The organism is Alteromonas sp. ABH4_454 (assembly GCF_056311775.1).
This window is the reverse complement of sequence record NZ_CM149972.1, coordinates 1,462,510-1,488,871: the sequence shown is the minus strand read 5'-3', so window position 1 is coordinate 1,488,871 and position 26,362 is coordinate 1,462,510. Positions and strand designations below refer to the sequence as shown.

Sequence of the window (26,362 nt, the reverse complement as noted above, 5' to 3'; positions counted from 1 at the left end):
TAGCACTTAAAAACGCGTACCAACCCACATCCAAAAGCGATTAGCGTCTACTTTTATATCGCCCGCGTCGTAAGTACCGTACTTGATGCCGAAATTGTACTTACCCACAAATTTCTTGGTGTATTGAACATTAAATTCGCTACCTAAATCATCAACACCATTGCTGCTGTCGTCAGCGCTGAAATCATGATAAGCCAAAAGCCACTTACCACCGGCTAGGCCGCCAGAAAGTGAAAACTTAAGGTCTTGTAAGCCTTGTGCTGGTGTCCCCAAAAACTGATCGGTCCAACCGTTGAACTTGTGTAGAGTAGCAAGAGGTGTAGCAAACCCGTACAGTCCATCATCTGAACCTAGTACTTCATAATCGACTTTAGCGGTTACACCAGAGAAGGTTGCGGCTAGATAAGCATTTAGGTAAGACGCATCAAAGTCGGTGGCAGTTTCACCCGCGCCAGCTTCGCTCGATTGCGTAGCAAACTCAGCGCCATAAGCCCAATTTATGCTGTCCCCTTTCATCTTTCCATCATAGCTTACGCCATACGTATCCAGCGCATTATCTGTATCATTATCTAATTCTAATAAATACGCGTAGGCCACAAACTTACCTATTTTCGACTTATAAGTAGCGTGAAGGATATGATCTTTTGAATCTAAATCAGCAGCTTCGGCAAAAATACGGTTACGCTTATATAAGTAGCTATAGAAAAGCTCTAGATTGTCAGTTGCCGCATATTTTGCGCTTACGGCATCAAAAGTCTGGCGGTCCTGTCTCCAACCAACGTGACCAACAAATCTGTGGTCGTCTAACGTAATAACTTGGCGACCAACCTTGGCGGTAAAGTCACCTGTTTTGTATTGAATAAAGGCTTGGTCAACTTCGGTTGTTTCTGGGTCAGCAATGACAGAGTATTCACCCACATTGAAGCCAGTAGGCCCTACGGTAAACTCATCTTGCCCCATTACAATGCGGCTGTCTTCAACCTCGGCGGTAAACGAGAAACCATTAACACTCCCTGAGCTAAAGCCTAAACGGGTGCGTAAGGTCAGCGCGCTTGCATCTTCTAGTGCATTATCTTGATCTACCGCTTCATAACGTAAATTAAGGTCAGCCCATGCCTTTGAGTCACTTAGCGCGGTGTGAATATCAGCAGCAATCGCGCTGCCACCTAGTACTACCATAACAGAGGCAGCTAACATATTGATGCTTAGTTTTTTAAACGTGTTCATGCGTGTTCCCTATCGGTTTTAATTTTAATTTTTTATTAGCCAACACTTACCCAGCCAGCATGAAAATGCCGGTTAAAAAGTGAAAGTTATACGTTTGGGGCGGTACAACTACCGCCCTTATCAGATGCCGATAGTTCTAGGCAGCATCTGACTTTTTAGTATCTTTTTTTTCAGATGTCACCCCGCTGGGTTTTGATGATGCGTTGTTAGCACGTGAAGTAACGGTTTCAACCTTTTTCTGCTTGTCGTAAAGGAAGGTTAATACCTCATGTCGGTAGTGGTTATATTGTTTGTTGTCGGCAAGCGCTAATCGATCACGCGGGCGAGGCAACTCAATATCTAGAATTTCACCAATGGTGGCGGCGGGCCCATTGTTCATCATTACGATGCGATCAGATAGCAATACTGCTTCATCCACGTCATGGGTAATCATGATGACGGTGTTACCCAAATCAGCATGAATTTCCATTAAAGAGTCTTGAAGGTGTGCACGAGTTAATGCGTCAAGCGCGCCAAACGGTTCGTCCATCAATAACACTTTAGGTTCCATTGCCAGCGCGCGCGCAATACCTACTCGTTGTTTCATACCCCCGGAGATTTCACTTGGCAATTTGTCGAGTGCGTGAGTCATGTGTACAAGCTCTAAGTTGTGCATGATCCATTCGCGCATCTCGCCTTTACTCTTACCTCGCATGGTGGATTTAACGGCCAACTCAACGTTCTTATATACCGTAAGCCAAGGCAATAGCGAATGGTTTTGAAATACTACGGCGCGCTCTGGTCCAGGCTGCTTCACTTCAGCGCCATCTAATATTACGCCTCCTGAAGTTGCTTGGTGTAAACCCGCGATAATATTCAGCACAGTCGATTTTCCGCAGCCAGAGTGACCAATCAATGAAACAAATTCACCTTTGCTAATTTTAAGATTTACATCTTGAAGCGCAGTAAAGGGGCCCTTTGGAGTTGGGAAGTCGATACCTACCTGCTCTAATTCTAAATGTTTAGTATGCATAAATTTCTCCTCAAAATTAGCGTAATACGCTCGACTTATCCCAGCTTACCGCGCGCTGAATTGATAACATTAGACGGTCCAATACAAAGCCGATGACACCGATAGTTAATACTGCCACCATGATTCGGGCTAAGGATTCTGAACTACCGTTTTGAAACTCATCCCAGACAAACTTTCCTAACCCTGGGTTTTGGGCAAGCATTTCTGCTGCTATGAGTACCATCCAACCAATACCAAGCGATAATCGAAGCCCAGTGAATATCATTGGAATTGAAGATGGCAGTACTATTTTCGTAAGGTGAGCAAAAGGTGTAAGACGCAGCACTTTGCTCACGTTGATAAGATCTTTTTCAATATTTGAAACCCCTACGGCAGTGTTAATAAGGGTTGGCCATAGGCAGCAAAGCGAGACCGTGAAAGCAGAAGTAACAAACGACTTTGAAAACGCTGGGTCATCACTGACATAAAGCGCACTTACTACCATAGTGACTAGTGGTAACCATGCTAGTGGCGAAACGGGTTTGAATAATTGAATAAGCGGGTTTATTGCCGTGTAGGCTGATTTGCTTAAACCACACAAAATACCCAATGGAACTGCAACTACTGATGCAATAAAAAACCCAACCATAACGGTGTAGAGGCTGGTCCAAATTTGATCGAAGAACGTGGGCGCACCGGTAAAGTCTCGTATCTTAGGCTTATAAGTAGGGTCTTGCGCCACACGCGCTGCATTTCGTTCTTCCTGACGTTGATAGAAAGCATCTGCCTTTTCACGCTGGGCGACATGCTCGTCTATTAAAGCACCCGCTTGTTCAAAAACTTGTGCAGGGCCTGGAAATTGGCCTAACGATGTATCGATACTTTTTGCAACGCCATTCCAAATGGCCAGAAACATCAGCAAGCCGATTACAGGCAGCAACAACGCAGGCGTGGATTGATATAAACGACTCAATAAAGAGTTTGCGTTTGACGGCGATGATGGAAGGCGAAGAATGGTTGTCATCTTGCTCATTGCTTGCTCCTGATATTTAATGTGCGCTATTGCGCTTTGAATGCCCCGTCTCACCTGAGGGTCGACGAGGCAACTTTACGAGACACTTACAGAACAGTGTCGCCTTTAAGACCAATATCAAATTGCTCTAAGTAAGCGTTAGGCTTGCTTCCATCAAACGTTACGCCATCAATAAACTCGCTCTGAGGCGGCTTATAACCTGTTTCCGTTCCAAACTCAGGGAAATCAGATGCCTTTGCTTTACCCTCAGCGATAAGCGCTTTAGCAGCTTGGGCATAAACTTCTGGCTTGTAGACCTTTTTGGCCGTTTCCTTGTACCAATCGTCAGACTTAGCTTCTGAAATTTGTCCCCAGCGGCGCATTTGTGTGAGATACCAAATTGCATCACTGTAGTACGGGTAAGTAGCGTTGTAGCGGAAGAACACATTGAAGTCTGGCACGTCACGCTTGTCGCCTTTTTCGTATTCAAAGGTGCCCGTCATGCTGTTAGCCAGTACGTCTTCGTCTGCGCCAACGTAGTTGCTTTTAGCAAGAATTTTTACTGCTTCAGGACGATTAGCATTGTCGTTTTCATCCAACCACATTGCTGCACGAATTAAGGCTTTTACCACGCGTATGTGAGTATTTGGATACTTGTCAGCCCAACCTTGGCTTACACCAAACACTTTTTCAGGGTTGTTTTTCCAGATCTCATAATCGGTAATTACAGGTACACCGATACCTTTAAATACCGCTTGTTGGTTCCATGGTTCACCTACGCAGTAGCCATAAATAGTGCCTGCTTCCATAGTCGCTGGCATTTGTGGTGGTGGCGTTACAGACAATAGTGCTTGTGCATCGATTTGGCCTGCGGTATCACCTTTGTGAGGGGCGTAATAACCTGGGTGAATGCCACCTGCTGCTAGCCAATAACGCAGTTCGTAGTTGTGGGTAGAAACAGGAAATACCATGCCCATATTGAAAGGTTTACCGGCGTTGCGGTATTCATCAACAACCGGTTTAAGATAATCAGCTTTGATTGGGTGTACAGGCTTGCCATCTTCCTGTGGAATGTACGCCTTCATTTTCTCCCAAATCTCGTTTGATACGGTAATGCCATTTCCGTTTAGGTCCATGCTAAACGCAGTAACTACATGGGATTCCGTACCAAAGCCAATAGTCGCGCCAAGCGGTTGACCTGCAAGCATGTGAGCGCCATCTAGCTGGCCATCAATAACCCGGTCTAGCAGCACTTTCCAGTTTGCTTGCGCTTCTAATGTGACGTATAGCCCTTCATCTTCGAAAAAGCCTTTTTCATACGCCACAGCAAGCGGCGCCATATCAGTCAGTTTAATAAAACCAAACTTCAGTTCTTCTTTCTCTGGCCATCCTACTGCGGGCGCTTGTGCTGAAACAGATGTTGAAAATGTTGCTACAGAAACGACAAGTGCAGCACAAACGCTCGCGCCCACCGTTCTAAAGCGTTTTAGTAATGATGTTGTCTTTAACCCAGTCATACGTGTTCCTCGTAGCCAAAAAAAAACCCACCAGCTATAGACATTTACATGTCTAGCACGGTGGGCTTCGTTGCCGTGTTAGTAACATCGGAGTAATTACTAACGCATCAAGTTGTTATTGGTAAGTCAGGAATTCCCGCTCACACACCTCATCTTAAAGGGAGGTTATAAAAAAGCTTTAGCTTAATAAAACCATCTTTTCTTATTATTATCATTTGCCATAAATGCTGGAGAAGTTGGAGCTTCCTTACCGTTCTCCACTGATTCCTAATAATTTTTCTTATTCACACTATGGAAAATGTTGTGCATTACACGATGCATAAGCAGTCGTGTCGCATTCGCAGCCTTGTACGGCAACGTTGTTTTGCACGTATGTATTTGCAGTCAACGTGCCAAAAATTTAACCGTATGATTTTTAAAGAAATACTGAAAAATATAGCTAGGCACTTACAGCCTAAAGAAAGGTTTTGTGCACCAAAACGGGGGAGGTGTTCAACCATGGTGCGAGCAAACAAGCACCACGATTGAGTATATTTAAACGTATAAACACGCCCAACACGAATGGTAGGCGCTCTGATCTATAGACGTTTCGTGAACTGTCCGATAGCGTTAACTACCTCATTCGCTCCACTTTGAATTTCACCCATCGCGTTACCTGATTGCGTTGAATATTCTAATGCATCGCGGGCTTTTTCCTGTCCTGCTTCAATAAGCTGAACGGCATTTTCAGTAAGTTTTCTGTTCTCTACAACAACGTTGACTATTTCTTCTGTAGCACTGCTTGTTCGTGAAGCTAACTGCCTTACCTCATCGGCAACAACAGCAAACCCTCGACCTTGGTCACCTGCGCGAGCGGCTTCAATAGCGGCGTTAAGCGCGAGCAAATTGGTTTGATCAGCAATTCCACTGATACTTTGTACCAAATCGGCAACTTTTTGTGATTGCTCATCGAGGTCTTTGATGCCTTCGCTCGCATTGCCCATTTGAGTGGTGAGCTCATTCATTGCTTTCACTGTGGCATTAAGCACTTCATTACCTTTGCGGGCTTGCTCTCCTGTCTCTTGCGAGATATTAAATGCCACATTAGCCGCTTCAGAAATTGCAAACTCACGCTGCATTTGCTCAGTAATGACGGTGGCAAACTTAACGACTTTATAAAGGTTTCCGTCTTCATTTCTAATTGGGTTATACGACGCTTCTAACCAAACTTCGTTGCCCCGGCTATCTATTCGCTTAAACCTACCTGATTCTAATTTCCCTTCAGCTAAGTCCCGCCAGAAATGTTTATATTCTTCTGAATTAGCTTCTTGTTCGGTACAAAACATTCTGTGATGCTTACCTTCTATCTGCTCTAGGGAGTACCCCATACCTTTAAGAAAGTTGTCATTCGCTGTTATTATCGTTCCATCTAAATTGAACTCAATCACAGCAGATGAGCGGTGGAGCGCAGCAATCATATCGCGCAGTTCGTTGCTAAAAGTGATGTTTCGCGTTTGTTCTGCCATGTAGAAGGCGATATATTTTACGTTACCGTTCGCGTCATCAACGGGCTGCACAATACCGCGTACCCACATTTCTTGACCTTTCGCATCTAAAAAACTGACTGCTCCATGCCAATGACGATGCGTTTTAATCGCACCGAGCATATCCTGTCCAGCAGGTTTTCTAAGCGCACTTTGGCTCATCAATCTCTCTAGAGACTTTCCCTCTAATTCACCTATTGAGTAACCAGTTGCCTGAGAACACAAGTCGTTGATAGCATTAACCCTACCGTCAGGGTTTAATTCTATATAAAGCATCTCTTCGCGCAGCTCCTCCTGAACTGTTTGATATGCCTCAATCTCCTTTTTCAAACGTAAGTTTTCAGCTATTACCTCTTTATTTTTGAAAAACATCCTCTGCTCCTGATGAACTAAGCGCGCTTATTCGTCAGCCTGTAACCCTTCGGCGATGCAGCACATTTGAAATAGTACGTGCTCCGTCACTCGCAATTACGGTTAGTATCAGGAACGATAAGCTAATTTTTTTCGGTTTTGATTAAAGATAGCAGAGGAAATCGAGATTATTAGGGATCAACAAAAATAAAAGCATTAATATTTGTTGGTCAATGAAAAATCTTACCCTGTGAACCAGAACAAGCAAACTCTGGGCTTGCTCAGCCTCTCTTTACGGAAGTGATGTATATACGCAGCGATTAAGACAATACGACGATTGGCAATTTTTCGTCAATCTAAAAGCTTTTTATGCTCTGATAAATTCCATGTTTAAGCTGGTAGTTCGCGATCAAATAAGCGTGGTCTCTAGTAAAGAAAATGGTCAACACAACCAAGTCATTAGAATGGCGATGCGTTCTTATCTCGCTGCGCCCAAAGCTGTCGTGCTTGCGATAAGGCATCTGCAACATCACAACTTTGTAGAAGCACTAGATAGCTGGCAAGTGTGCTTAAAATAGCCTGTTCACCGTAAAGGCTGTTCGCTTCACCCTTCCACACGTCGAGCATATCGTCTACGTTCATATCTTTGTCTTTTAGCGCCCACTTGTCAGCAACCACCGGCATTATTACTTCGTCAGTTTTACCATTACGGGTAATGAAAAGTTCGGTTTCTCGTTCTCCGTTAACCTCGGGGTCGCCACCATCGCCGCGAAAACAAAGGGCGTTTATTGACGGGTAATTTTCATTAACGCGACAATGCTTATGGTCAAGGTGCATGTGGTAAACCCCCTGCACACAAAATTCTGCGCTGGTGGGGTTCAATAGCCTGGCTAGGGTGTTGGCACAAGAGCGTAGCCCAAACACTTCGCGTAGCTTAATGATGGTATCTAGCGAAGGTAATAAGTAAGATAAATCGAGATAGGTTACGCTTTTATCAGCAAACTGCTGGTTTGCCTCAGCGATACTGGTGACTTCAGGTAGTCCCAACTTTGGCAATGCTATACTTGCATAAAGACGACCCGAACCGGGTTCATGGGCACCGTGAAGCATAATGGAATAACCGTTGTTGGCTAGTACGGCTACGGCCAGTAAGTACCAAGGAAGCTGACGACGTTTTCCTGCATAACACCCAATATCTAACGTTGGGGTAAGTGTCTTAACCTCTGGCTCAATCAATTCTCGACATGCATCAACAAAACCAATTACTTCTTCTGGTGTTTCTTCACGGGTGCGAAGTAACATAAGAAATGCGCCCCGTTGATCGCCGGTCACTTCATTGGCCAATACCATTTTCATGGCATGATAAGCTTCATCACGGGTGAGGCTACGCCCCCCTTTTTGACCCTTACCAATAATTTTTATGTATTCGCTAAATGGTTGCTGCATGCTCGGATGAATGTAGTAGAAGTGTATTTACCTGTTGACGAGACTCTACCACCTTTCCAAATATAAGTAACGTAGGCCCAGTTAAATTTGCAGCCTTTACTTTGCTATGAATATTAGCAAGCTCGCCAGTAATTACGCGCTGTTGAGGCGATGTAGCATTTTCAATTGCCGCTACCGGCCACGTGCTTTGCACCTTGTGCTGCATCAAGCCTTTGCAAAGCCCCTCAAGGCGGCTTAGCCCCATATAAACCACCATGGTTTGCTTTAATACATTCTGCGCCATCGGCGCCATTTCAGGCCATTGTTCAGCATCTTTAAAATGTGCAGTCATAAAACTCACCGATTGGGCACAGCGCCTGTCGGTAAGAGGAATACCCGTATAAGCAGACACGCCCGATGCCGCAGTAATACCAGGAACAATAGCAAAAGGAATGTTAGCTTTTGTTAGCGCATCAGTTTCTTCGCAGGTTCTCGCAAACAAGGCTGGGTCGCCACCTTTTAGTCGCACCACGGTATGGCCCAAACTAGCAAGTTCAACCACCCGCTTACAAATAGCGTCTTGGGTAAAGCTATGCTTTTTGCATCGCTTTCCTACGTACTCTTTCGCTACACTAGATGGAATAAGCGAAAGAATATCTTCGCTTACAAGTGCGTCAAACAATACCACATCGGCTTGCTGTAAAAGGCGAAACGCTTTTAAGGTAAGTAGCTCTGCATCGCCAGGACCTGCGCCTACAATAAATACTTGGCCCTGTTTTTGACGCCCATCACCAAGGTTTGCTGTTTTCAGCCACTTGTTGAGGTACGCATACTTAGCTAATGATTTAAAAGTGTCGTTACACTTACGAGTTGTCGAAGCCTTATTCGAAGTTGCATCGCGATAAAAAAGATTAGACAGAGGTTTCTGATGTTTGAATAAGGTGCGCAAAAACGGTAAAGACCAACTAGATGCAATTGACATAATTTAACGCTCCTAAACAGATTGGGTTTCTATAACTAAATGCTTGTCTATAAGCTCGGACAAGGCGGGCTTGCAAGAACCACAGTTAGTGCCGCATTTTAACTGCTTACCAAGTTCGCTTACCGATAAACAGCCTTTGGTGATGGCATCTGTAATCGTCTTTTCACGTACTTCAAAACAGCTACAAACTACATCGCCTTTTAGAAATGCGTCATCCACTTGTCCTCGCAATAAATTGCGTTGTGACTCAGTAGAAATCGCCGTATTTAATAGGCTGGCAAGCCACGCATTCGGAACTGACCAAGTGCTTTTTGTCTGTGCCGCCACATGAGCCGAGCCTGTTTTTTCTGGCTCATCGCCCAGAAATGCGGCGAAGCACAGTAGGTCATCGACAAGCGCAAGGCATACTGAAAAAGTGTGATGGTGAAACTGTAATAGCACCGCGTTTTGCGGTAACTGTGGTATCAAGCTTTGAGTAAATTCTCGACGTCCTTTGTTCGACGCTACGTTTAATACTGATAGTGCTTCTTCAGAACTACTTCCGCTTGATGTAGCGCCTTCGGCCTCAAGCGGTGTTTTATTCCAGTAATCACATACTTTCTTTAGCGCTTCCTGATTATTGATGCTGGGATTATCAATGATTGGATTATCGATGCTGGGATTATCAATGTTTGTTTTGGAGTCGTGTGACGACTGTATCTTTGATGATAAAAAAAGTTTCCCATACGTAGCGTAACGTACAGGTGCAATAGCCACTGCAGCGTGTTTTAGTTCGGGCTGACCTGAAATTGGGTCTACCGCGCTCGCGTAAAGTGCGCCTAGCTTACTGTGAGAACCCCATTGCGCCGACCAGTGTATGGGTATAAACACTTCTTTTTTGCGCATGTCCGCATCTGTTTTTACCGGATAGATAGCTGGGGCGTCTTGACACACCGCACTTGCCAAAGAAACGAGGTCATTATTTGCAACACCTAACTCAGCAGCGTCTTTTGGGTTTATGTAGACAGAGGCGCTCGGCATATGGGCGAGTAACTTTGCGGCTTTACCCGTGCGCGTCATGGTATGCCATTGATCTCGAGTCTCGACCGCTGTTAACGACAAAAGGGTATGCATCTGAAGTAACCTGCAGTGGAGCTTTATAGGTTACGGGAATCAGTTTAGCCTTACCGCTAGGCGTCGAAAACTGCTTATCTTCAAAAGGACGCTTACTGATAAGGTTGGGCTTAGTGTTTGCGTTAAGCTTGGTACCGGATGAGGGAGTATTCAAAACCGCGCTCTGAAAAGGCCACTGGATAGGTGATAGAGCGTTGTACTGCGCTTCACTTAGCATTTGCAAAGGTGATAAGTCTAACTGGCGTTTGCCATTATTGTGATAGCCAGTTAAGCCAGCGTATTCGCAGAATATTTGCGACGGATGAGTAAAGCTAAATGCCTCGCCAAAACCCATTTTAGCCGCCACGTCGCACATGATTTGCCAATCGTGTTTTGAATTTCCAGGCGGGGGCAATATGCCGCGCTGACGTGATATACGGCGCTCTGAGTTTGTCACTGTGCCGTCTTTTTCCGACCACCCTGTGGCAGGAAGGGCAATGTGGGCGTAGTTAAGCGTATCGTTAGATTCAACAATATCAGACACCACCACCATGTCACATTTTGAAAGTGCGCGCTCAACTTGGCCGCGATTGGGCATACTGACAACAGGGTTAGTCCCCATTATCCAAACGAATTTAACCTTGCCACTCTCTATTGCGTTAAAGAGGTCTACAGCTTTTAGCCCCTGACCTTTGGGCATAACGGGTGCATGCCAGTAGGCCTTTACTGCTTCGATATGCTCAGGGTTTTCTAAATCCATGTGGGCAGCTAGCATGTTAGCTAAGCCACCAACTTCACGCCCCCCCATGGCATTAGGCTGACCTGTGATAGAAAACGGACCACAACCGTCTTTGGCAATTAAATCTGTAGCCAGGTGGCAGTTAATAATGGCTTGGGCTTTATCTACGCCAGCGGAAGACTGATTAACGCCCATAGAATAAAAAGTAATGGCGCTGGATGCTTGACAGAATGCGTCGAAAAAAGCCTTAACCTTGCTTTTTTCTATATCGCATACGCTAGCCACGTCATCCAGCGTTAAGCCACTTGTACTTTCAAGCGCTTCATCAAGCCCCTCGGCATAGGTTTCGACGGTGGTTCTATCTATTCTACCTTGTGCGTCTGCATAGCTAAGTAAGCCATTAAACAGCGCAACATCGCTACCTGGTTTTATAGGAAGGTGTAAGTCGGCTATCGTACAGGTTTCAGTTTTGCGCGGGTCGACAACGATGACCTTCATATTTGGGTTTTTCAGCTTTGCTCGCTGAATGCGCTGAAAAAGCACAGGATGGGCCCACGCCGTATTACTTCCCGTAATTACCAATAAATCTGTACACTCTAAGTCGGTGTAATCGCAAGGCACCACGTCTTCACCAAAGGCGCGCTTATAAGCAGCTACCGCTGATGACATGCAAAGTCGAGAGTTGGTATCTATATTGGCACTGCCGATATAACCTTTCATAAGCTTATTGGCAATGTAGTAGTCTTCAGTAAGAAGCTGGCCTGAAACATAAAAAGCAACGGCATCCGCGCCATACTGCGCAATGGTAGATGTGATCTTATCCGCAATCACATCGGTGGCCGTGTCCCAATCCACCGATTGACCTGCTATGGTTGGGTGAAGCAAACGTCCATTTAGGTCGTTTGTTTCAAGCAGGTTTGTTCCTTTAACACACAATCTTCCATAATTGGCGGGATGCTCTGGCGTGCCTTTAACAGTGTCCAGGGTTGTGGCACGCTTGCTAACGTTGCAACTGATATCTACACCACACCCTACGCCGCAGTATGGGCATGTTGTTTGTCTTAATTGTTCAGACATCATGTCGGGTTGTCGTGTAGCCATATTCATTTCATTACCTTTTTCGATTTCGAAATAATTGAATGCGTTTTTGCAAGAAGACTCTATTCATGTGGGCATTCAAATAGGGTCAGTTTACTTAAATGCCTACAAAAACCTTCTCGCCTTCTACCTTCACAGGATAAGCCGTGACGGAAACATCATCGTGTTCTTTACACAGCCCTGTTTCTAAAAAGTAATGCTCTTTGTACAACGGCGAAGCGACAACTGGCGCACCGCCTATCGACCCCAAAAGCCCGCGATAAAGTACGTTTGCTTTACCAATAGGGTCGTAGTTACTAATGGCGAAAACCTTTGTTTCGCCCTTTATTTTCAAGCAGAAAAGCGCTATTTGCTGTGAGTCAACAAGGACGCAAACGCCGCTGTTTGTCACTAGGTCCTTCGTCTCACAAACAAGGTGCCATTGCACTGCCTGTTCCGACGCTATTACGTTTTGCGCAGCTGTCATAATTTGTATCTCCTAACAAGGTTGATAAGCCAGTGGCTACACCATTAAATCAGTGGCTACACCATTAATTTTGTGAACTACACCATAGAGACGGGAATAAACTGATCTTTCCCTGCTACTTTTTCAGCTTCAGTAGCTGGACGAACCTGCCCCCGCTCTGAAACAAACTGAATATTGGTGTCGCTGGCACTACTGTTTACAAATTGACGGAAACGCTTACGCGACTCAGGGTTTTCAATGGTGGTTTTCCATTCGCACTGATAAGCATCAACCACAGCATCCATCTGTGCTTCAAGCTCACCATTAATGCCAAGAGCATCGTTTATCACAACGTCTTGCAAGTAAGCTAACCCACCTTCTAAGTTGTCCATCCACACCGATGTGCGCTGTAGGCGATCAGCCGTTTTCACGTAAAACATCAGCACGCGGTCGATGTACTTAATAAGTGTTTCGGTATCTAGGTCGGTGGCAAACAGGTCTGCATGTCGAGGCTTCATGCCGCCATTCCCGCAAACATACAGGTTCCAGCCTTGCTCGGTAGCGATAACACCAATGTCTTTGCTTTGAGCCTCTGCACACTCACGAGTACACCCCGATACGGCAAATTTGATTTTGTGCGGTGCACGTAGGCCTTTGTATCGGTTTTCTAAGTCAATAGCCGTGCCTACTGAGTCCTGCACACCGTAGCGACACCATGTACTTCCCACGCACGATTTCACAGTACGCAGGGCCTTCGCGTAAGCGTGGCCGGTTTCAAAACCGCCAGCGACGAGTTTTTCCCAGATATCAGGTAAGTGCTCTACGCGCGCGCCAAATAAATCAATGCGCTGACCCCCCGTGATCTTGGTGTACAAGTTGTATTCTTTTGCCACTTCACCTAGTAAAATCAACTTCTCAGGCGTTATTTCGCCACCAGGTACACGCGGTACAACGGAATACGTGCCATCTTTTTGCATGTTGCCAAGGTAGATATCGTTGGTGTCTTGTATAGGAAGATGTGAAGCTTTTAGGATGTAGTCGTTATAAACTGATGCCAGAATAGAACCCACAGCAGGCTTACAAATTTCACAACCTAAACCTTCACCATGCTGTTCAAGTAGCTCGTCGAAGGTGCGAATGCCGTTTACCTTAACAATGTGAAACAGCTCTTGTCGGGTGTAATTGAAGTGCTCACAAATCGCTTTTGATACTTCAACACCGCGCTTTTCAAGCTCGCTATCTACTACGTTTTTAAGTAGTGCGGCACAGCCTCCACAACCAGTACTGGCTTTAGTTTCACCTTTTACATCGCCAACGCTGCAACAGCCACCTTCAATAGCTGAAACAATGTCGCCCTTAGTCACGTTTAGGCATGAACAAATAGAGGCTGTGTCTGGAAGTGCATCGGCACCTAATGCTGGTGCAGCATCAGAAGATGGCAAAATCAGGCTTTCTGGGTGTTCAGGTAATTCGATGCTGTTAAGCGCATATTGTAATAGCGTGTCGTAGTCGCTGGTATCGCCAACGAGTACAGCACCAAGCACGTACTTTTGCTCGCTATCTACCACCAGCTTTTTGTACACGCCTTCTGGCTGATTTAAATAGGTGTAGCTAAGCGCACCGGCTGTGCGTTCATGAGCATCGCCAATTGAGCCCACTTCCACACCCATTAGCTTGAGTTTGGTACTCATATCTGCGCCAGCGAACTCGGCATCGCCGCCGGTTATATGACTTACAGCTGTGCGCGCCATGGTATAGCCCGGTGCTACCAGGCCAAAGATTTTGTTATCCCACAGCGCACATTCGCCCACCGCGTAAATGTTTGGGTCAGACGTCACGCAGTGATTATCAATGACAATACCGCCGCGCTCACCCAATGTTAGCGCTGACTTTCTGCCGAGCTGGTCGGAAGGTCGAATACCGGCAGAAAATAAAATCATGTCAGTTTCTAGCGCAGTGCCGTCTGCAAATACCATTTTATAGCGGCATGTATCACCAGCTTCAATAGTTTGGGTTGCTTTTTGGGTATGAACGGTTACGCCTAAATCTTCAATTTTGTCTTTAAGTACGGTACCACCGGCTTGGTCTAGCTGCACCGCCATAAGCTGTGGCGCAAATTCGACCACGTGAGTGTCTAGCCCAGCTTGCTTTAATGCGTTAGCGGCTTCTAAACCCAACAGCCCACCACCAACAACAACCCCTACTTTGCTCACTGCTGCTGACGCTTCAATAGCGAGTAGATCGTCTATGGTGCGGTACACTAAGCAATGCTCTTGGTCGTTGCCAGGGATGGGTGGCACAAATGGGTATGAGCCCGTAGCTAACACAAGCTTATCGTAGCTAAACACCTGCCCTTCAGAAGTCGTCACTTTATTATTGTCACGGTCAATATCGGTCACTAAGGCATTGGTGACTACGTTTACGCCCCATTCGGCGTACTGAGCGGGTGTAGTAAGCGCTAGGTCATCAGCACTAGCGCCACTAAAAAATGATGACAGATAAACGCGGTCGTATGCGAGGCGAGACTCGCCACATAAAACGGTTATTTCTACATTGGCATCGCTTTGGTGAAGCTGCTCAACAAAATGATGCCCCACCATGCCGTTGCCTACGACGACAATTTGCGTTTTTGAGTCCAATGAAGTCATGGTATTCCCCTTTTTTCGGGACAAAAAAAAAAGCCCGCTTCAACTTTCGTTGATGCGGGCTTCGTTGCCTATTTTGCCAACGGATTAGGTCGGCTAACACATTTTACGGAGTGTTATAAATCACACAATTTTCAGCGATTGACACAAATCACCAAAACACACTTTACGTTTATAGCTATCCAAGTTCAGTGCCAAAACCGTAAACAATTGTTTTTATTTGATTTACTACAAAATAAGCATTATTCAGACTTCACAACTGCACCAAACAAACGCAAATCTGTGTTCACTTGGTGCATCAAGCGGTATCAAATAAATTAGGCTAATTTATCCGTTGCTACTCGATAGCGAGGGTCTTCAACTACGTTAATTTCAACAAATTTGTCGGCCTTGCGAAGCAGTGAGCGACACTCATCGCTGATATGACGAATGTGTAGTTTCTTACCTTGCTCTTCATATTTATCTGCAAGGGTATCTAGTGCGTCGATACCTGATGAATCCCAGATACGAGAGTCTTTAAAATCGATAACTACATCCTGTGGGTCGTTAGCGATATCAAACAAGTCTTTGAAATGCGATACCGAGCCAAAGAAAAGCGGGCCGTCTAGTTCATAGACTTTCCAGCCGTCGTTATCAATGTGCGACTTCGCTTCGATATGACGGGCGTGTTTCCATGCAAACACAAGGGCGGAAACGATAACCCCCACAACTACCGCAATAGCAAGGTCAGCAATAACGGTAACGCCTGTCACAAGGAAGAGCACAAAGGCATCTTCTTTGTTTACGCCGCGAATAATTCTGAATGAGGCCCACTCGAAGGTAGCGATTACCACTACGAACATTACGCCAACAAGAGCAGCAAGCGGGATCATTTCAATAAGCGGTGCGGCAAATAGAATGAAGCCCAATAGTACAAGTGCGGCAGTAATACCGGATAAGCGACCACGGCCGCCAGAGTTTATATTGATCATGCTTTGACCAATCATGGCACAACCGCCCATACCGCCAAAGAAACCGTTAACGGTATTTGCAACGCCCTGACCAACACACTCTTTATTACCACGACCACGGGTATCGGTCATTTCATCAATTAATGAAAGAGTAAGAAGCGATTCAATAAGACCCACCAAACAAAGAATCACTGAGGTTGGTAGTACTATCATGAAAGTTTCCCAGGTGAAGGGCACCATAGGAATAGCGAAGCTAGGAAGTTCACCCGCTAGCGTCGCGGTGTCGCGCTGGTCAGACTGGTAGCAAATCGCGAACAAAGTCGATTACCGTACGTGCTTCTAAGTCGAGGCCGTGTACTAATGCTGTTACCGTAACAATCGCTACTAGCGACGCAGGAACAGCCTTCGTGAGCTTAGGCAGTAAATAGATGATGGCCATGGTTAACGCCACGAGCCCTAGCATCCAGTACAGCAGCGTACCTTCCATCCACTGCAGTTCTCCAGCAGCGTTAGTCACTTTAAACTGGCCTAACTGAGCTAAGAAAATAACGATTGCAAGACCGTTTACAAAGCCAAGCATTACCGGATATGGCACTAAACGAATAAACTTACCGAGCTTGAATATACCGCACATAATTTGCAGTAAGCCGGCTAAAATAACCGCGGCGAATAGATATTGCACGCCGTGTTGGGCAACCAGTGCCACCATTACAACGGCCATAGCGCCAGTAGCACCAGAAATCATTCCTGGACGGCCACCAATAGCCGAAGTGATCAAGCCCATCATGAAGGCCGCGTATAGACCAATCATTGGTTCTACGCCGGCTACAAATGCAAATGCGACGGCTTCAGGGACCAGGGCTAGTGCCACTGTAATACCTGATAGCACGTCGTTCTTAACGTTGCTGTCTTTACTGGTAATTAAATCGAACATGTTCTCTCAGAAGCTAAGATGTTAAACACAACAACCCACCGTGGCGTAAACCGCGTGATAGCAGTACACCAAGTAGGCAGGATGATTTTTCGGCGATTCTACCACCATTGTAGCTTAAAATCTTTTAATAGATTGTTACTGACGCACAAACACAGTTCAGAGGGGGCAGCGGCAAGACAACAAAAGCAAAAGCCATTTAGTTTCTTGTTAACGCCGCTTCTTGGTTTAGTTTCAGATGCGCTAAATTTTGGGGCCTTTGCTGACAAAAGGCATCTTACGTGGCATCGTATTGCAGTATTTTATTAACCTAGCCCATCGTTGCGCTTAGCTCTTAGCAGGAGCCCGTAGCATTAGCTCGTATTATTGGCCCGCTACTTCGCGCTAATTTGCACTTAATGATGTGGCAATGATGTAAAGCATAGGTCTTATTTAACGAGGAGTTTACGTGGTACCTTATATTCTTACCATTTTGTGCGTGCTAGTTGCAGGCGCTATTCATTGGATGTCGCCAAAGGCTTATTGGAAAGCCACCATTATGTCTACCGCCGTTATCTTACTATTTTCTGTTGCGGCTCTGTTTATCTTCAAGGCTTCTGGAATGCTTGTAAGCGAACATACCGGGGAAAATGCAGACTTCTCAGGACAGATGCTTACCATTACTACTATGATTGCCTTCTTCGGCTTCTTGATTTCTCTCTTTGTCGGTTGGTTTCTCCGCGTGGTTCGAAACTAGCTTATAAAATTAAATACAACTATCTACAGGCGGGTTGCACCACTAAAGTGCAATACCGCTTGCGCTCTCTCCTAAAGTGCCCGTCATTTTTAACTCATCAAATAGTAATTAATTTTGCTTAACACCTATAAAAGTCACGCCTGTTAAGCATTCGGCGCATTACTCCCCCATCCAGGCTTTGCCTAACTCCATTCTGATAAACAGGGCATAAGTGTTGCTTAATTCAACGTGCTTTAAAGCAATACTTCGCAAAAAAACTGTCAATAAAAAAGCGAATTGCGTAAACCAACATTTAGCAGGGCCTCTTATGCTACACGAACCTGAACAAACCATTGCGCTTTGTAGCGATGCGACCAAACGTTTTTTGCTGGCCGCAAAACACGCAGAAATCACTGTGTTAGAACAGCTTTCTAGTAACTGTCGTATTGTTATTGCGGTTCGTGAGCTTATACATGAACTGCAAAAAGAGCGCGGAGCCAGCAATATCTTTCTTGCGTCTAAAGCCGAGCGCTACCAAGTTGAGCGAATGCAGTATGTCAGTGCTAGTGAACAAGCAGAGTCAATGCTAAAAAGCCATTTGAAGTCTCTTTACTTAACCGATGAAATTACCTCTGGCAACCCGCGTCTATTAAGCAGTATTACTTTAGCCATGCAGGCGACAGACTATCTGCCACGCTTAAGAGAACAAGTCAGTAAGCAGCAGCTAACGCCACTGGAATCAACACGAGCCTACAGCCGCTTAGTGGCAAGTTTACTTACTGTCATTTTTGAAGCAGCAGATATAGCAAGCGACCCAACCATTACCCGTTTGCTGGTTGCTTTGTTCAACTTCATGCAGGCCAAAGAGTATGCTGGGCAAGAACGTGCGTGGGGAGCAATTGGTTTTGCAGAAACCCATTTCGACGCGCGTTTATGTGAAAAGCTTGCTGCGCTTCAACAAGCCCAAGAACATCACTTTAATATATTCGGTGAGTTTAGCTGTGAGCCGCATAAGGACGCATTGGATGCTTTAAATAAAAGCCCTGCCGCAATAGATATTGCACAGCTTAGAAATATGATCGCGCAGCTTGGAGACGGCAGCCCCATTGCCGGTGAAATATCAGAAGTTTGGTTCGATGTAGCGACCCGTCGTATAGATGCAATGCAGGGTATTGAGGTAGCACTGACCGAAGCTTTAACACAGCAAGCTAACAGTAAAGTTGCCAATGCAAAAAATGAAATGGCCAATCATCAACAGTTGCTTACGCGCTTTAACGATGAGCACGCTAATGATGGCTCGCCGCTCACCTTATTGTTTGATCCCAGTATGCCAGGTCTTGCGGAAGACACTAAAGAAGACGAAATTAAAACGCTGTCACTCAATGAGCAGACTAAAACCTTATCGGCCCACCGCTCTTTTTACGACTTACTGCGTTCACAAGCCCAGCATATAGAAGACATGGGACGAGAGCTTGAAGAAGCTAAACGTGCAATTCAAGAGCAGAAGCTGATAAGCCGAGCAAAGCTGGTAGTAATGGAACAATTTGGACTAAGCGAAAACAACGCGTATCGCCGACTACAAAAACAAGCTATGAGCGAAAATACGACCATAGCGGCTATTTCCGCTAAAATCGTTGATATTGCATCGAAAAACTCGGCCAGAAGATAAATTCCGGCTCGTACTAATTCAGACGTACTAATTCAACCGTATAATGCAGCGCTATCTAATATGACAATCACTACACTATAATTCCAACATAACGCTACCTATTTACTTAAGTGCGAATACTTGCTCAACTGGAATGGCAAAATATTCGGCAATTTTTAGAGCAATAACTACCGATGGTGTAAAGCGTCCGGTTTCTACTGTGCTAATAGTCTTCCTGGAAACACCAATAGCGTCAGCTAATTCTTGCTGAGATATTTTGTGTTGCAATCGTAGCTTATGAATGTGGTTATCTAAATCTTCATTCATCTAGGTCTTCCTCACGCAGCTTCCATAAAATGGATGTTCCATGCGCAGCCGCGGCTACACCGAGCAAGACTTGAAGAGCATTGGTGATCTCAAAGGGGGCTATGAGATCTACAAACCATCTGCTGTCGCCCCAAAAAGCAAGAACCAACGCACCAAATAACATGATGTGACAGGTAATGCGCAAGCTAAACGAACTGACATAGTCCACATACTCATCGTTAAATTTCAGTGTCCAATAACCCAAACGCGATATATTTTTTGTGAATTTCATCGTTTTAACTGATAAAACAACGCAGTAAATCGCACTTGCCGCTGCTATCAGATCTAGTAGTAAGTTAACCACTGAGCCAGTGTCGTTGACCACAGCCAACGCTGCCTTACTTAGTACAATAAGAGCAAGGCAAATACTAACTTTTCCAGTTATTGTTAAATACTCTTGCTCCGTCTCTGGTGTTACTAAAATTGATGTTGCCATTTTTAAATTCCTTATTATTAACGGCGCATTGATGCCGTATTAAGCTCACTGCGTTTTAGTGTCTCGTTTGATACCTAAACGGGTCATATGTAACCCATAGGTATCAATAATAACCAAAGGTTACACAAGTGCAAGTTTTTTGTGCAATTCAAGTGTTACGCGTTTACTGTGACAGCGCTCTTTCGTAACTTTATGGATGATAGGTACAAAGGAAATACCGAGATAAAATGGTTATTGAGTAATGCTTTGCTGCTGGTATAAAAGCAGAGGAACAACGAATTGTTGTGCAGAAGAATGTTTATTATGGCTTTGATTAACTAAAGTATAGTCTCAAACATTGCGTGCCGATTCTTACAAGTACGTACTGTTTTCCAGTTATTTCTGAACTGTCAGCGAAGGCCAAACAGTAAGCCAATTCTTAGAAGCAAGTCGCTGTTTAAAAACTTCGGGTCTTGGATATTGGGGGTTTATACTTATGGTGCCGGCAAAATTTGCAACTAGGCCAAATGGTGCAAGCACGTCTAAATCATCATTCGCTAATAAGCGAATTGCTACGCATGTCTCACGCTCTATCCAATATGAAATGGCTTCGTGACTGCTTTTATAGGGAGAGTGCCCGTGAGTTAAGTGCATACGTGCTTGGTTTTTCACCTGCCAATTAGCTTGGGGCATTATTTGGGTTAACTGGCGTTCAATGGCTTTTTCTTGATTTTTTATTTCTGATTTAGCGGCTGCAGTTATTCGTGAGTGTTCTTGTTGTTGAAATGCTGGTTCTGTTGAAGTCTGGGCTACTGCAACATTCTGAGATACTGTGATTTCATCGCTAAAGTAAATCACATCGATATCGTTAAGCGGCGTTGGTTTACCCCTTTCATGCAACTCATCCCATATTGCATTTCGTAAAAACCCTGCACCTATGTAGCCTTGTGGTAAATCGAGCGACCGCAAGGCATGAAGGCAATCCATTCTGAAAGGATCCCGCTTGATAATATCACCAAGCCGTTTGAGTTCTTGCACACTTAACCTTTGTCTTTAATACGCAGTTTTCGCTTCCACTTAATCACGTAAAAGCAAAATGCAGCCATGCTTCCACCAGCAAACCAGCCTGCGATAATATCACTAGGCCAGTGCACGCCCAGTAAGACACGGCTAAGGCCAATGCAAAATACCAGCAGAGTAGTCGCAAGGTATATCCATATTCGTACCCGCGTACTTTGCGTTAAATGTGTAAGCAAATGAGCCACATAAAAGTAAACAAGGGTTGATAGTGTGGCGTGAGCCGAAGGGAAACTTTGGGTATACACATCAACATGTTGCATGTTCAGCGATGGACGCGGTCTGTCGATCCCCGCTTTAAGTAGAAAAGTCATCGCAATTCCCGCCGCAACGGCAATAATAAAGGTAATGGCCTTTTTCTTCTCTCCCGCCATACCCAAAGCACCAGCAACTGCTGCCACGACAAAAATTAGTACCGTATTGCTACCTAGCGCTGTGGTATCTCTAAGCACATCACGCTTCCACCCCGACACATTGCCTAGCTCGCTAATTGTGTTAAACACTGCATTATCAAATGACGTTAAAACGCCCATGTAAACAAACAGCATCATTAACAAAAAGCCTGTCCCAAGTAGTAAAACCTGAATAGCGGGTGTTTTTATCATGCTTAGATAATCGGCGACGGCGCCATTTTTTGTGTTTTTACTGCTTGTCATGTTTCTACTTCCATTTAGTACGATTGAGGGTGCTACTTATCGTGCTTGCTGCCGCCAAGACAGTTAGGTGATGCTAGCGCCTCTCCACCTCTCGCTTCCCACTCGGCCGGTGTATACGTGTGAAGCGCCAAAGCGTGAACAGGCCCCTGCAGCGCTTCTGCCGCAAGCCCGTTAATTTCTCTGTGCCTTGCTATTAAACGCTTACCTTCAAAGGCGTCGCTCACAACGGTAACTTTAAAGTGACTCTGCGCGCCGTCTGGCACATTGTGCATGAAGCTTTCATCTACAACCTCGAGATAACTAGGGCTAAGTGCCGCTTCAATCGTAGTTTCTAGAAACGCTTTTACTTGCATTTGGCTTACCTTGCTCTTTGAATAAGATGTCGAAATGTAAGATTAATTCTACCACCGATAGGCTTAGCCGTCTTTGCAATACCGTGCACATAATGGCTTTGTGTCGCGCCTGCCATAATCAATACGCTACCGTGTTCAAGTACCTGCGTATGCTTTTCCTTTGTTTCTTTATGCTTAAAAACAAAGGGTCTTGCCTCACCTAATGTAACTGATGCAATCACGGGGTTGATGCCTAACTCGGGTTCATCATCGGAATGAAAGCTCATACTGTCTTGCCCATCACGGTACCAGTTGGCTAGCACGCTGTTGAACCTTGCTTTGTACTGTGACGCGCACGATTTTTCACACAGTTGCTCACAGCGCGCTTTAATGTCTGCAAGACTTTCTGTCCAAGGGTTCGGCGACATGGTTAAATTTGAATAGGTGTACGTACAATCGGGATCGCCGTGCCAGCTTTGAAGCCGAGGAATTTTTACCGGCTTGCCAAACAGCCTAATCGTATCCTGACGCCAGGGTAGCTCTGCTTGCAGTTTTGTAAAAAAGGTATCTGCAGTAGCCTGCGATAGCGCGTTAGAAAAATAAGTGACATCGCCTTCAACTAACGGGAGCTTATAAGACGTGCGCTTGTCTTCAGCCGTGTCGAACAGAGAAAATTGCATGTGTAAGTGAGAGACTTCCTTCGGTATTTAGTACTCGCTATCTAGATAGCGATTGACGGTGCCAATGCCCCTGTAGGGCTTGTGTTATAACACTTTGTTTTCTATGAGTACGCATGCTTTTCCAGTGCGGATTGCTCTGCCATCGTAAAATATTCTGTTTTATACAAGGTGCATTCAATACTGAAGAATAACGGGTTATTCGCTAGAGCCAAGTGGTTGATATGATAAGATAGAGATTAGCACGTAAACTGAATGAGCATTCCCTAGTAGATAATGCTTTGAGCCTTCTCTAAAAACAGACCCCAATGAATACAGAATTTATATTTGCCGACCGCCAGTTCTCGCTGATTCGCTACCCTGAAAAGCACCAGCATGTAAGCCTTCAAGCATGGGATAGCGCAGATGAGCTTGTTATTGAGCACATCGAAACTTTATTAAGTGAAACATCACTCTCAGTTGGCAGCGATGAGAATGATGGGTCAATGATGATCTTCAATGATGACTTTGGTGCGTTAGGCTGCTGGTTTTCCCATTTAGCGCCTTACTGGGTGTCTGATTCCTATATTTCGTTGCGTTCACTGTCTGAGAACTTGAAAGCCAATAAGTTACTTAATGCATCAGTAGATGACAGTACAAGTGAGTTCGCGACCGCACAGCTTAAAACGTTAACCAGTGTAGAAAGCTTAACGTTTAAACCAGAAACTGCACCTAGCCTTATCGTCATAAAAGTCCCTCGCGCCCTCGCTTTGCTAGAACAACAGCTTATCGATATACAAAAATATGTTACGACTAGCACTCGCATCGTCGCAACGGGCAAAGTGAAGGCCATTACGAAGTCGGTGCTTAACTTGTTTGAGCGATATATAGGCCCTACAACCACCTCTCTTGCTAAAAAGAAATCTCGGCTTATTTTCGCAACGCCTCGTGAGTCTCTAAAACGCGCTGACTCTCCCTATCCTACGCGCTGGCAGTGTAAAAGCACCATGGGCGCAGAGCTTACTATCGATAACCTTGCCAACACATTTGCTCGACAGTCGCTGGATATTGGCGCGCGTATTATGCTTGAGCACATGACGGTGAGTGCCAATGACGTTGTGGTAGATTTAGGCTGTGGTAATGGTGTACTAGGTGTAAACGCGCTGTCTCTCGCTCCTGACGCCAAAGTGATATTCGTGGACGAGTCCTATATGGCGTTGGAAAGTGCCCGACTCAACGTGCTAAACAACTTTCCGGATAAAATCGACCAGTGCGAGTTTGTTGCAAGTAACTGCTTAGAAACACTTTTAAATCGTGAAAATAAACCTGCTGTTACCAAGATTTTGTGTAACCCTCCCTTTCATCAGCAAAACGTGATCACCGACCATATTGCATGGCAAATGTTTACTGATTCTCGTGAATTACTGATTAAAAGTGGTCACTTGGTGGTGGTTGGTAACAGACACCTTGACTACCACATAAAACTTAAAAAGCTGTTTGGTGGCGCTAAGGTACTTGCGAGTGATAAAAAGTTCGTTATCTTAGGCACTGCAAAACGCTAAGCGCAAAGAAAAGTGCATAAAGAAAGTGCGCAAACTAAGGAATACATTTAAAGGCATTTTTATGAAGAAAATACTTTTATCAATCATGACCGCCGTTATGCTGATTGGCAGCAGTTCACAGGTTATGGCCAAAAAAGACGATGGGTCTCAGGTTCAGCCCGATAACTATTACCCACGGGTGAAAATAGAAACAACCATGGGCGATATCGTGGTTGAGCTAGACAGAAGACGCGCGCCAATTACGGTAAATAACTTTCTTCGTTATGTGGACAAGCGCGCCTACGAAGACACCATTTTTCACCGTATAGTGCCCGGCTTTGTTGTGCAAGGTGGTGGTTATACGGCCGACTTCAATGGCAAATCAAACTTCCCCGATATTTTTAATGAGTCAGGTAACGGTTTAACCAACGACCTACACACCATTGCAATGGCAAGACAAAATGACCCACATACGGCGAACCGACAGTTTTTCTTTAATGTGAACGATAACAGCAGCTTAAACCCAGGAAGAGACTGGGGCTATGCAGTGTTCGGCGTGATTGTGGAAGGCGAAGATATTGTTGATGCTATGTCGGAAGTAGAAACTGAATACTCAATTCGCCTTAACGCCAATAACGTCCCCATTGAGCCAATCATTATTAAAAAAGTGACCGTTTTACCACCGCTTTAAGGTTGCAGCGGCTTTGGCCGAAACGCTTTGGACATTCAGCCATAGAGCGAGCTCATCTATGGCTGAAGCTCAAGTCTAAACAAATGCTGTTTTGGGAACGTTTTGTCGAAGTAAAAGCCCTGCTTGTTAAATCCTAGTCGCTGCAATAGCTTTTGCGATGCCTTATTGTCTGGGTGCGTCATAGCGGTTAAAAAGCCATACCCTTGTGAAGTAGCCCAAGCTATAACCTTCTTGCATGCCTCGTGGCACAAGCCGCTTCCTCTTGCTTCAGGCAACATGGCGAAGCCCAAGTCTGGGCATTCAAATGCAAAGCGATTAAATAACCCACAAACTCCTAACGGTTGTTTAGTGTCATTTAACTCAACAGCAAGTAAACCGTAACCCCACTCTTCTCGTTGCGCATTGGTTTTTCCAATGTAGTCGCAGGCGTCATCTAATGTGTTTACATTCTTACTTCCAATGTACTTAAGCCACAGCTCGTCTTGCTGTAATGCTAGTACCCAATGTTGATCATCAAACGTGAGCGGTCTTAAAGTAATTCTATCCGAGGTTAAAATTGATTCTTCAGTATTCACACTAAACTCTCTGCCTAAAGGCGTTTGTTACTGCTAAAACTAGCGCTTCGCTAGAATTCTGTCTATATGCTCAATAGTTTCATTATTTACTTTTGCCGCACGTGGGTATTTGGGTTGTGCTCTATCGTTTATCCTTGGGTGTTCCCATAGCGACGTGTGTATTACAAATCGCTCCGCTTCTTCAATGCCACCGTGTTCTAAACAACCGGCTATACAAGTATCAACATAGGTTTGGCTAACAGGAAAAGCTTCGCTTGCTGGCTCGCAGGCGAGTGTTTCACAAATCCAGAAAGTGAACTGAGCCAATCGCTCATTTAACGCGTCTGTTACCTCACCTTGGTGAAGTTGAAAACTAAGCGCTTTAGGACTAACTTCCACAAATCGATAGTCTTTCTCGCGTTCTTGTAATGCGGGGTTAATTTGCGTGGGGATAAGCTGAGCGTTCAGCTGGCTATGAGCGTTGGCTACGGCACCTACATAGGTTTGCTCTTCGTGAATACTGCGCGTCACCCAAGCTCGTTCGAACCCTGTTACGGTTACAGGGATCCCTTTTGTGAAAATGTTCGAGTAGCGCTCTCGACTATCTTTGCTGAGTAAGCTTCCGTAACCTAAAACCATATGTTGTTCGGTTTGCGTACTTAGCCAATTCGCTATCTCATTCATTTTCACCTCTACTTCATAGCTGCTTCATCGTCACTATTTTAGGGCTGTTTACCTTTACTTTGTATAGCCCTAAGAAAAAATTGCTTTACGCATTTTTTC

At 45.1% G+C, this 26,362-nt stretch carries 21 protein-coding genes and 2 pseudogenes; 4 read left to right on the top strand and 19 right to left on the bottom strand.

Features of this window, described 5'->3' with window-relative positions:
* Nucleotides 1-6: 6 nt before the first annotated feature.
* The 11 genes and pseudogenes from ACYX4W_RS06570 to ACYX4W_RS06520 all read right to left on the bottom strand — a co-directional run bounded on the left by ACYX4W_RS06570 (nucleotide 7) and on the right by ACYX4W_RS06520 (nucleotide 16,931).
* The gene (locus ACYX4W_RS06570) at nucleotides 7-1,227 is read right to left on the bottom strand and encodes an alginate export family protein (RefSeq protein WP_476075050.1); all 1,221 of its coding nucleotides are present in this window, start codon (nucleotides 1,225-1,227) and stop codon (nucleotides 7-9) included.
* Between the two features lie 136 nt (nucleotides 1,228-1,363).
* Nucleotides 1,364-2,239 (bottom strand): ABC transporter ATP-binding protein, encoded by an 876-nt coding sequence (locus tag ACYX4W_RS06565; RefSeq protein ID WP_476075049.1) that lies wholly within the window; start codon nucleotides 2,237-2,239, stop codon nucleotides 1,364-1,366.
* Between the two features lie 16 nt (nucleotides 2,240-2,255).
* Nucleotides 2,256-3,251: an ABC transporter permease gene (locus tag ACYX4W_RS06560; RefSeq protein ID WP_474853610.1), complete on the bottom strand. Its 996-nt coding sequence runs from the start codon at nucleotides 3,249-3,251 to the stop codon at nucleotides 2,256-2,258.
* Nucleotides 3,252-3,337: 86 nt separating this feature from the next.
* A complete protein-coding gene (locus ACYX4W_RS06555; protein WP_476054997.1) occupies nucleotides 3,338-4,747 on the bottom strand; it encodes a CmpA/NrtA family ABC transporter substrate-binding protein in 1,410 nt (469 codons plus the stop codon).
* A gap of 578 nt (nucleotides 4,748-5,325) precedes the next feature.
* A complete protein-coding gene (locus ACYX4W_RS06550; RefSeq protein WP_476054998.1) occupies nucleotides 5,326-6,642 on the bottom strand; it encodes a methyl-accepting chemotaxis protein in 1,317 nt (438 codons plus the stop codon).
* Between the two features lie 438 nt (nucleotides 6,643-7,080).
* Nucleotides 7,081-8,067 carry a glycosyl transferase family protein gene (locus ACYX4W_RS06545; protein ID WP_476075048.1) on the bottom strand — a complete coding sequence of 329 codons (987 nt, stop codon included), beginning with the start codon at nucleotides 8,065-8,067 and terminating at the stop codon, nucleotides 7,081-7,083.
* Complete coding sequence (cobA, locus tag ACYX4W_RS06540) at nucleotides 8,051-9,028, bottom strand: uroporphyrinogen-III C-methyltransferase (RefSeq protein ID WP_476075047.1); 978 nt, start codon at nucleotides 9,026-9,028, stop codon at nucleotides 8,051-8,053. Before cobA ends, ACYX4W_RS06545 begins: the two co-directional genes overlap by 17 nt.
* Before the next feature lie 12 nt (nucleotides 9,029-9,040).
* Nucleotides 9,041-11,966 (bottom strand): annotated as a pseudogene (locus ACYX4W_RS06535) (nitrate reductase).
* 88 nt (nucleotides 11,967-12,054) lie between these two features.
* Nucleotides 12,055-12,423: a nitrite reductase small subunit NirD gene (gene nirD / locus ACYX4W_RS06530; RefSeq protein WP_476075046.1), complete on the bottom strand. Its 369-nt coding sequence runs from the start codon at nucleotides 12,421-12,423 to the stop codon at nucleotides 12,055-12,057.
* A 77-nt stretch (nucleotides 12,424-12,500) separates the two neighbouring features.
* Nucleotides 12,501-15,050 (bottom strand): nitrite reductase large subunit NirB, encoded by a 2,550-nt coding sequence (nirB, locus tag ACYX4W_RS06525; RefSeq protein ID WP_476075045.1) that lies wholly within the window; start codon nucleotides 15,048-15,050, stop codon nucleotides 12,501-12,503.
* 314 nt (nucleotides 15,051-15,364) lie between these two features.
* Nucleotides 15,365-16,931: pseudogene (locus ACYX4W_RS06520) on the bottom strand (SulP family inorganic anion transporter).
* 445 nt (nucleotides 16,932-17,376) lie between these two features.
* Between ACYX4W_RS06520 and ACYX4W_RS06515 the strand changes: the two are divergent.
* Both ACYX4W_RS06515 and ACYX4W_RS06510 read left to right on the top strand, forming a co-directional pair.
* Nucleotides 17,377-17,664, top strand: a complete 288-nt coding sequence (locus ACYX4W_RS06515) for a hypothetical protein (protein WP_014948232.1) — start codon at nucleotides 17,377-17,379, stop codon at nucleotides 17,662-17,664.
* A gap of 307 nt (nucleotides 17,665-17,971) precedes the next feature.
* Nucleotides 17,972-19,312, top strand: a complete 1,341-nt coding sequence (locus ACYX4W_RS06510) for a nitrate- and nitrite sensing domain-containing protein (protein ID WP_476075044.1) — start codon at nucleotides 17,972-17,974, stop codon at nucleotides 19,310-19,312.
* 102 nt (nucleotides 19,313-19,414) lie between these two features.
* Here the strand turns inward: ACYX4W_RS06510 and ACYX4W_RS06505 are convergent, their stop codons facing one another.
* The 6 genes from ACYX4W_RS06505 to ACYX4W_RS06480 form a co-directional block, all read right to left on the bottom strand.
* Nucleotides 19,415-19,618, bottom strand: coding sequence for a helix-turn-helix transcriptional regulator (locus ACYX4W_RS06505; protein WP_014948230.1), 204 nt, complete (start codon nucleotides 19,616-19,618; stop codon nucleotides 19,415-19,417).
* Nucleotides 19,611-20,093, bottom strand: a complete 483-nt coding sequence (locus ACYX4W_RS06500; protein WP_476075043.1) for a hypothetical protein — start codon at nucleotides 20,091-20,093, stop codon at nucleotides 19,611-19,613. Before ACYX4W_RS06500 ends, ACYX4W_RS06505 begins: the two co-directional genes overlap by 8 nt.
* 375 nt (nucleotides 20,094-20,468) lie before the next feature.
* A complete protein-coding gene (locus ACYX4W_RS06495) occupies nucleotides 20,469-21,110 on the bottom strand; it encodes a nucleotidyltransferase family protein (protein ID WP_476075042.1) in 642 nt (213 codons plus the stop codon).
* A gap of 2 nt (nucleotides 21,111-21,112) precedes the next feature.
* On the bottom strand, nucleotides 21,113-21,805 hold the full coding sequence (locus ACYX4W_RS06490; protein WP_476075041.1) for a phosphatase PAP2 family protein: 693 nt from the start codon (nucleotides 21,803-21,805) through the stop codon (nucleotides 21,113-21,115).
* Between the two features lie 32 nt (nucleotides 21,806-21,837).
* Nucleotides 21,838-22,158, bottom strand: coding sequence for a BolA family protein (locus ACYX4W_RS06485; RefSeq protein WP_474808771.1), 321 nt, complete (start codon nucleotides 22,156-22,158; stop codon nucleotides 21,838-21,840).
* Nucleotides 22,159-22,163: 5 nt separating this feature from the next.
* Nucleotides 22,164-22,817 (bottom strand): alpha-ketoglutarate-dependent dioxygenase AlkB family protein, encoded by a 654-nt coding sequence (locus tag ACYX4W_RS06480; RefSeq protein WP_476075040.1) that lies wholly within the window; start codon nucleotides 22,815-22,817, stop codon nucleotides 22,164-22,166.
* A gap of 305 nt (nucleotides 22,818-23,122) precedes the next feature.
* On the opposite strand from ACYX4W_RS06480, the gene ACYX4W_RS06475 reads away from it, so the two are divergent.
* Nucleotides 23,123-24,355 carry a methyltransferase gene (locus ACYX4W_RS06475; protein ID WP_476075039.1) on the top strand — a complete coding sequence of 411 codons (1,233 nt, stop codon included), beginning with the start codon at nucleotides 23,123-23,125 and terminating at the stop codon, nucleotides 24,353-24,355.
* A gap of 61 nt (nucleotides 24,356-24,416) precedes the next feature.
* Complete coding sequence (locus tag ACYX4W_RS06470) at nucleotides 24,417-25,025, top strand: peptidylprolyl isomerase (protein ID WP_476075038.1); 609 nt, start codon at nucleotides 24,417-24,419, stop codon at nucleotides 25,023-25,025.
* A 56-nt stretch (nucleotides 25,026-25,081) separates the two neighbouring features.
* Here the strand turns inward: ACYX4W_RS06470 and ACYX4W_RS06465 are convergent, their stop codons facing one another.
* Both ACYX4W_RS06465 and ACYX4W_RS06460 read right to left on the bottom strand, forming a co-directional pair.
* Nucleotides 25,082-25,600 (bottom strand): GNAT family N-acetyltransferase, encoded by a 519-nt coding sequence (locus ACYX4W_RS06465; protein ID WP_476075037.1) that lies wholly within the window; start codon nucleotides 25,598-25,600, stop codon nucleotides 25,082-25,084.
* Between the two features lie 39 nt (nucleotides 25,601-25,639).
* Nucleotides 25,640-26,263 (bottom strand): gamma-glutamylcyclotransferase, encoded by a 624-nt coding sequence (locus tag ACYX4W_RS06460; protein WP_476075036.1) that lies wholly within the window; start codon nucleotides 26,261-26,263, stop codon nucleotides 25,640-25,642.
* Between the last annotated feature and the right edge of the window lie 99 nt (nucleotides 26,264-26,362).

Excerpts from the sequence above, each read along its gene's own strand:
- ACYX4W_RS06570 (WP_476075050.1), bottom strand. The coding sequence starts at position 1,227 with ATGAACACGTTTAAAAAACTAAGCATCAATATGTTAGCTGCCTCTGTT.
- ACYX4W_RS06565 (WP_476075049.1), bottom strand. The coding sequence starts at position 2,239 with ATGCATACTAAACATTTAGAATTAGAGCAGGTAGGTATCGACTTCCCA.
- ACYX4W_RS06560 (WP_474853610.1), bottom strand. The coding sequence starts at position 3,251 with ATGAGCAAGATGACAACCATTCTTCGCCTTCCATCATCGCCGTCAAAC.
- ACYX4W_RS06555 (WP_476054997.1), bottom strand. The coding sequence starts at position 4,747 with ATGACTGGGTTAAAGACAACATCATTACTAAAACGCTTTAGAACGGTG.
- ACYX4W_RS06550 (WP_476054998.1), bottom strand. The coding sequence starts at position 6,642 with ATGTTTTTCAAAAATAAAGAGGTAATAGCTGAAAACTTACGTTTGAAA.
- ACYX4W_RS06545 (WP_476075048.1), bottom strand. The coding sequence starts at position 8,067 with ATGCAGCAACCATTTAGCGAATACATAAAAATTATTGGTAAGGGTCAA.
- cobA (WP_476075047.1), bottom strand. The coding sequence starts at position 9,028 with ATGTCAATTGCATCTAGTTGGTCTTTACCGTTTTTGCGCACCTTATTC.
- nirD (WP_476075046.1), bottom strand. The coding sequence starts at position 12,423 with ATGACAGCTGCGCAAAACGTAATAGCGTCGGAACAGGCAGTGCAATGG.
- nirB (WP_476075045.1), bottom strand. The coding sequence starts at position 15,050 with ATGACTTCATTGGACTCAAAAACGCAAATTGTCGTCGTAGGCAACGGC.
- ACYX4W_RS06510 (WP_476075044.1), top strand. The coding sequence starts at position 17,972 with ATGCTACACGAACCTGAACAAACCATTGCGCTTTGTAGCGATGCGACC.
- ACYX4W_RS06505 (WP_014948230.1), bottom strand. The coding sequence starts at position 19,618 with ATGAATGAAGATTTAGATAACCACATTCATAAGCTACGATTGCAACAC.
- ACYX4W_RS06500 (WP_476075043.1), bottom strand. The coding sequence starts at position 20,093 with ATGGCAACATCAATTTTAGTAACACCAGAGACGGAGCAAGAGTATTTA.
- ACYX4W_RS06490 (WP_476075041.1), bottom strand. The coding sequence starts at position 21,805 with ATGACAAGCAGTAAAAACACAAAAAATGGCGCCGTCGCCGATTATCTA.
- ACYX4W_RS06485 (WP_474808771.1), bottom strand. The coding sequence starts at position 22,158 with ATGCAAGTAAAAGCGTTTCTAGAAACTACGATTGAAGCGGCACTTAGC.
- ACYX4W_RS06480 (WP_476075040.1), bottom strand. The coding sequence starts at position 22,817 with ATGCAATTTTCTCTGTTCGACACGGCTGAAGACAAGCGCACGTCTTAT.
- ACYX4W_RS06475 (WP_476075039.1), top strand. The coding sequence starts at position 23,123 with ATGAATACAGAATTTATATTTGCCGACCGCCAGTTCTCGCTGATTCGC.
- ACYX4W_RS06470 (WP_476075038.1), top strand. The coding sequence starts at position 24,417 with ATGAAGAAAATACTTTTATCAATCATGACCGCCGTTATGCTGATTGGC.
- ACYX4W_RS06460 (WP_476075036.1), bottom strand. The coding sequence starts at position 26,263 with ATGAATGAGATAGCGAATTGGCTAAGTACGCAAACCGAACAACATATG.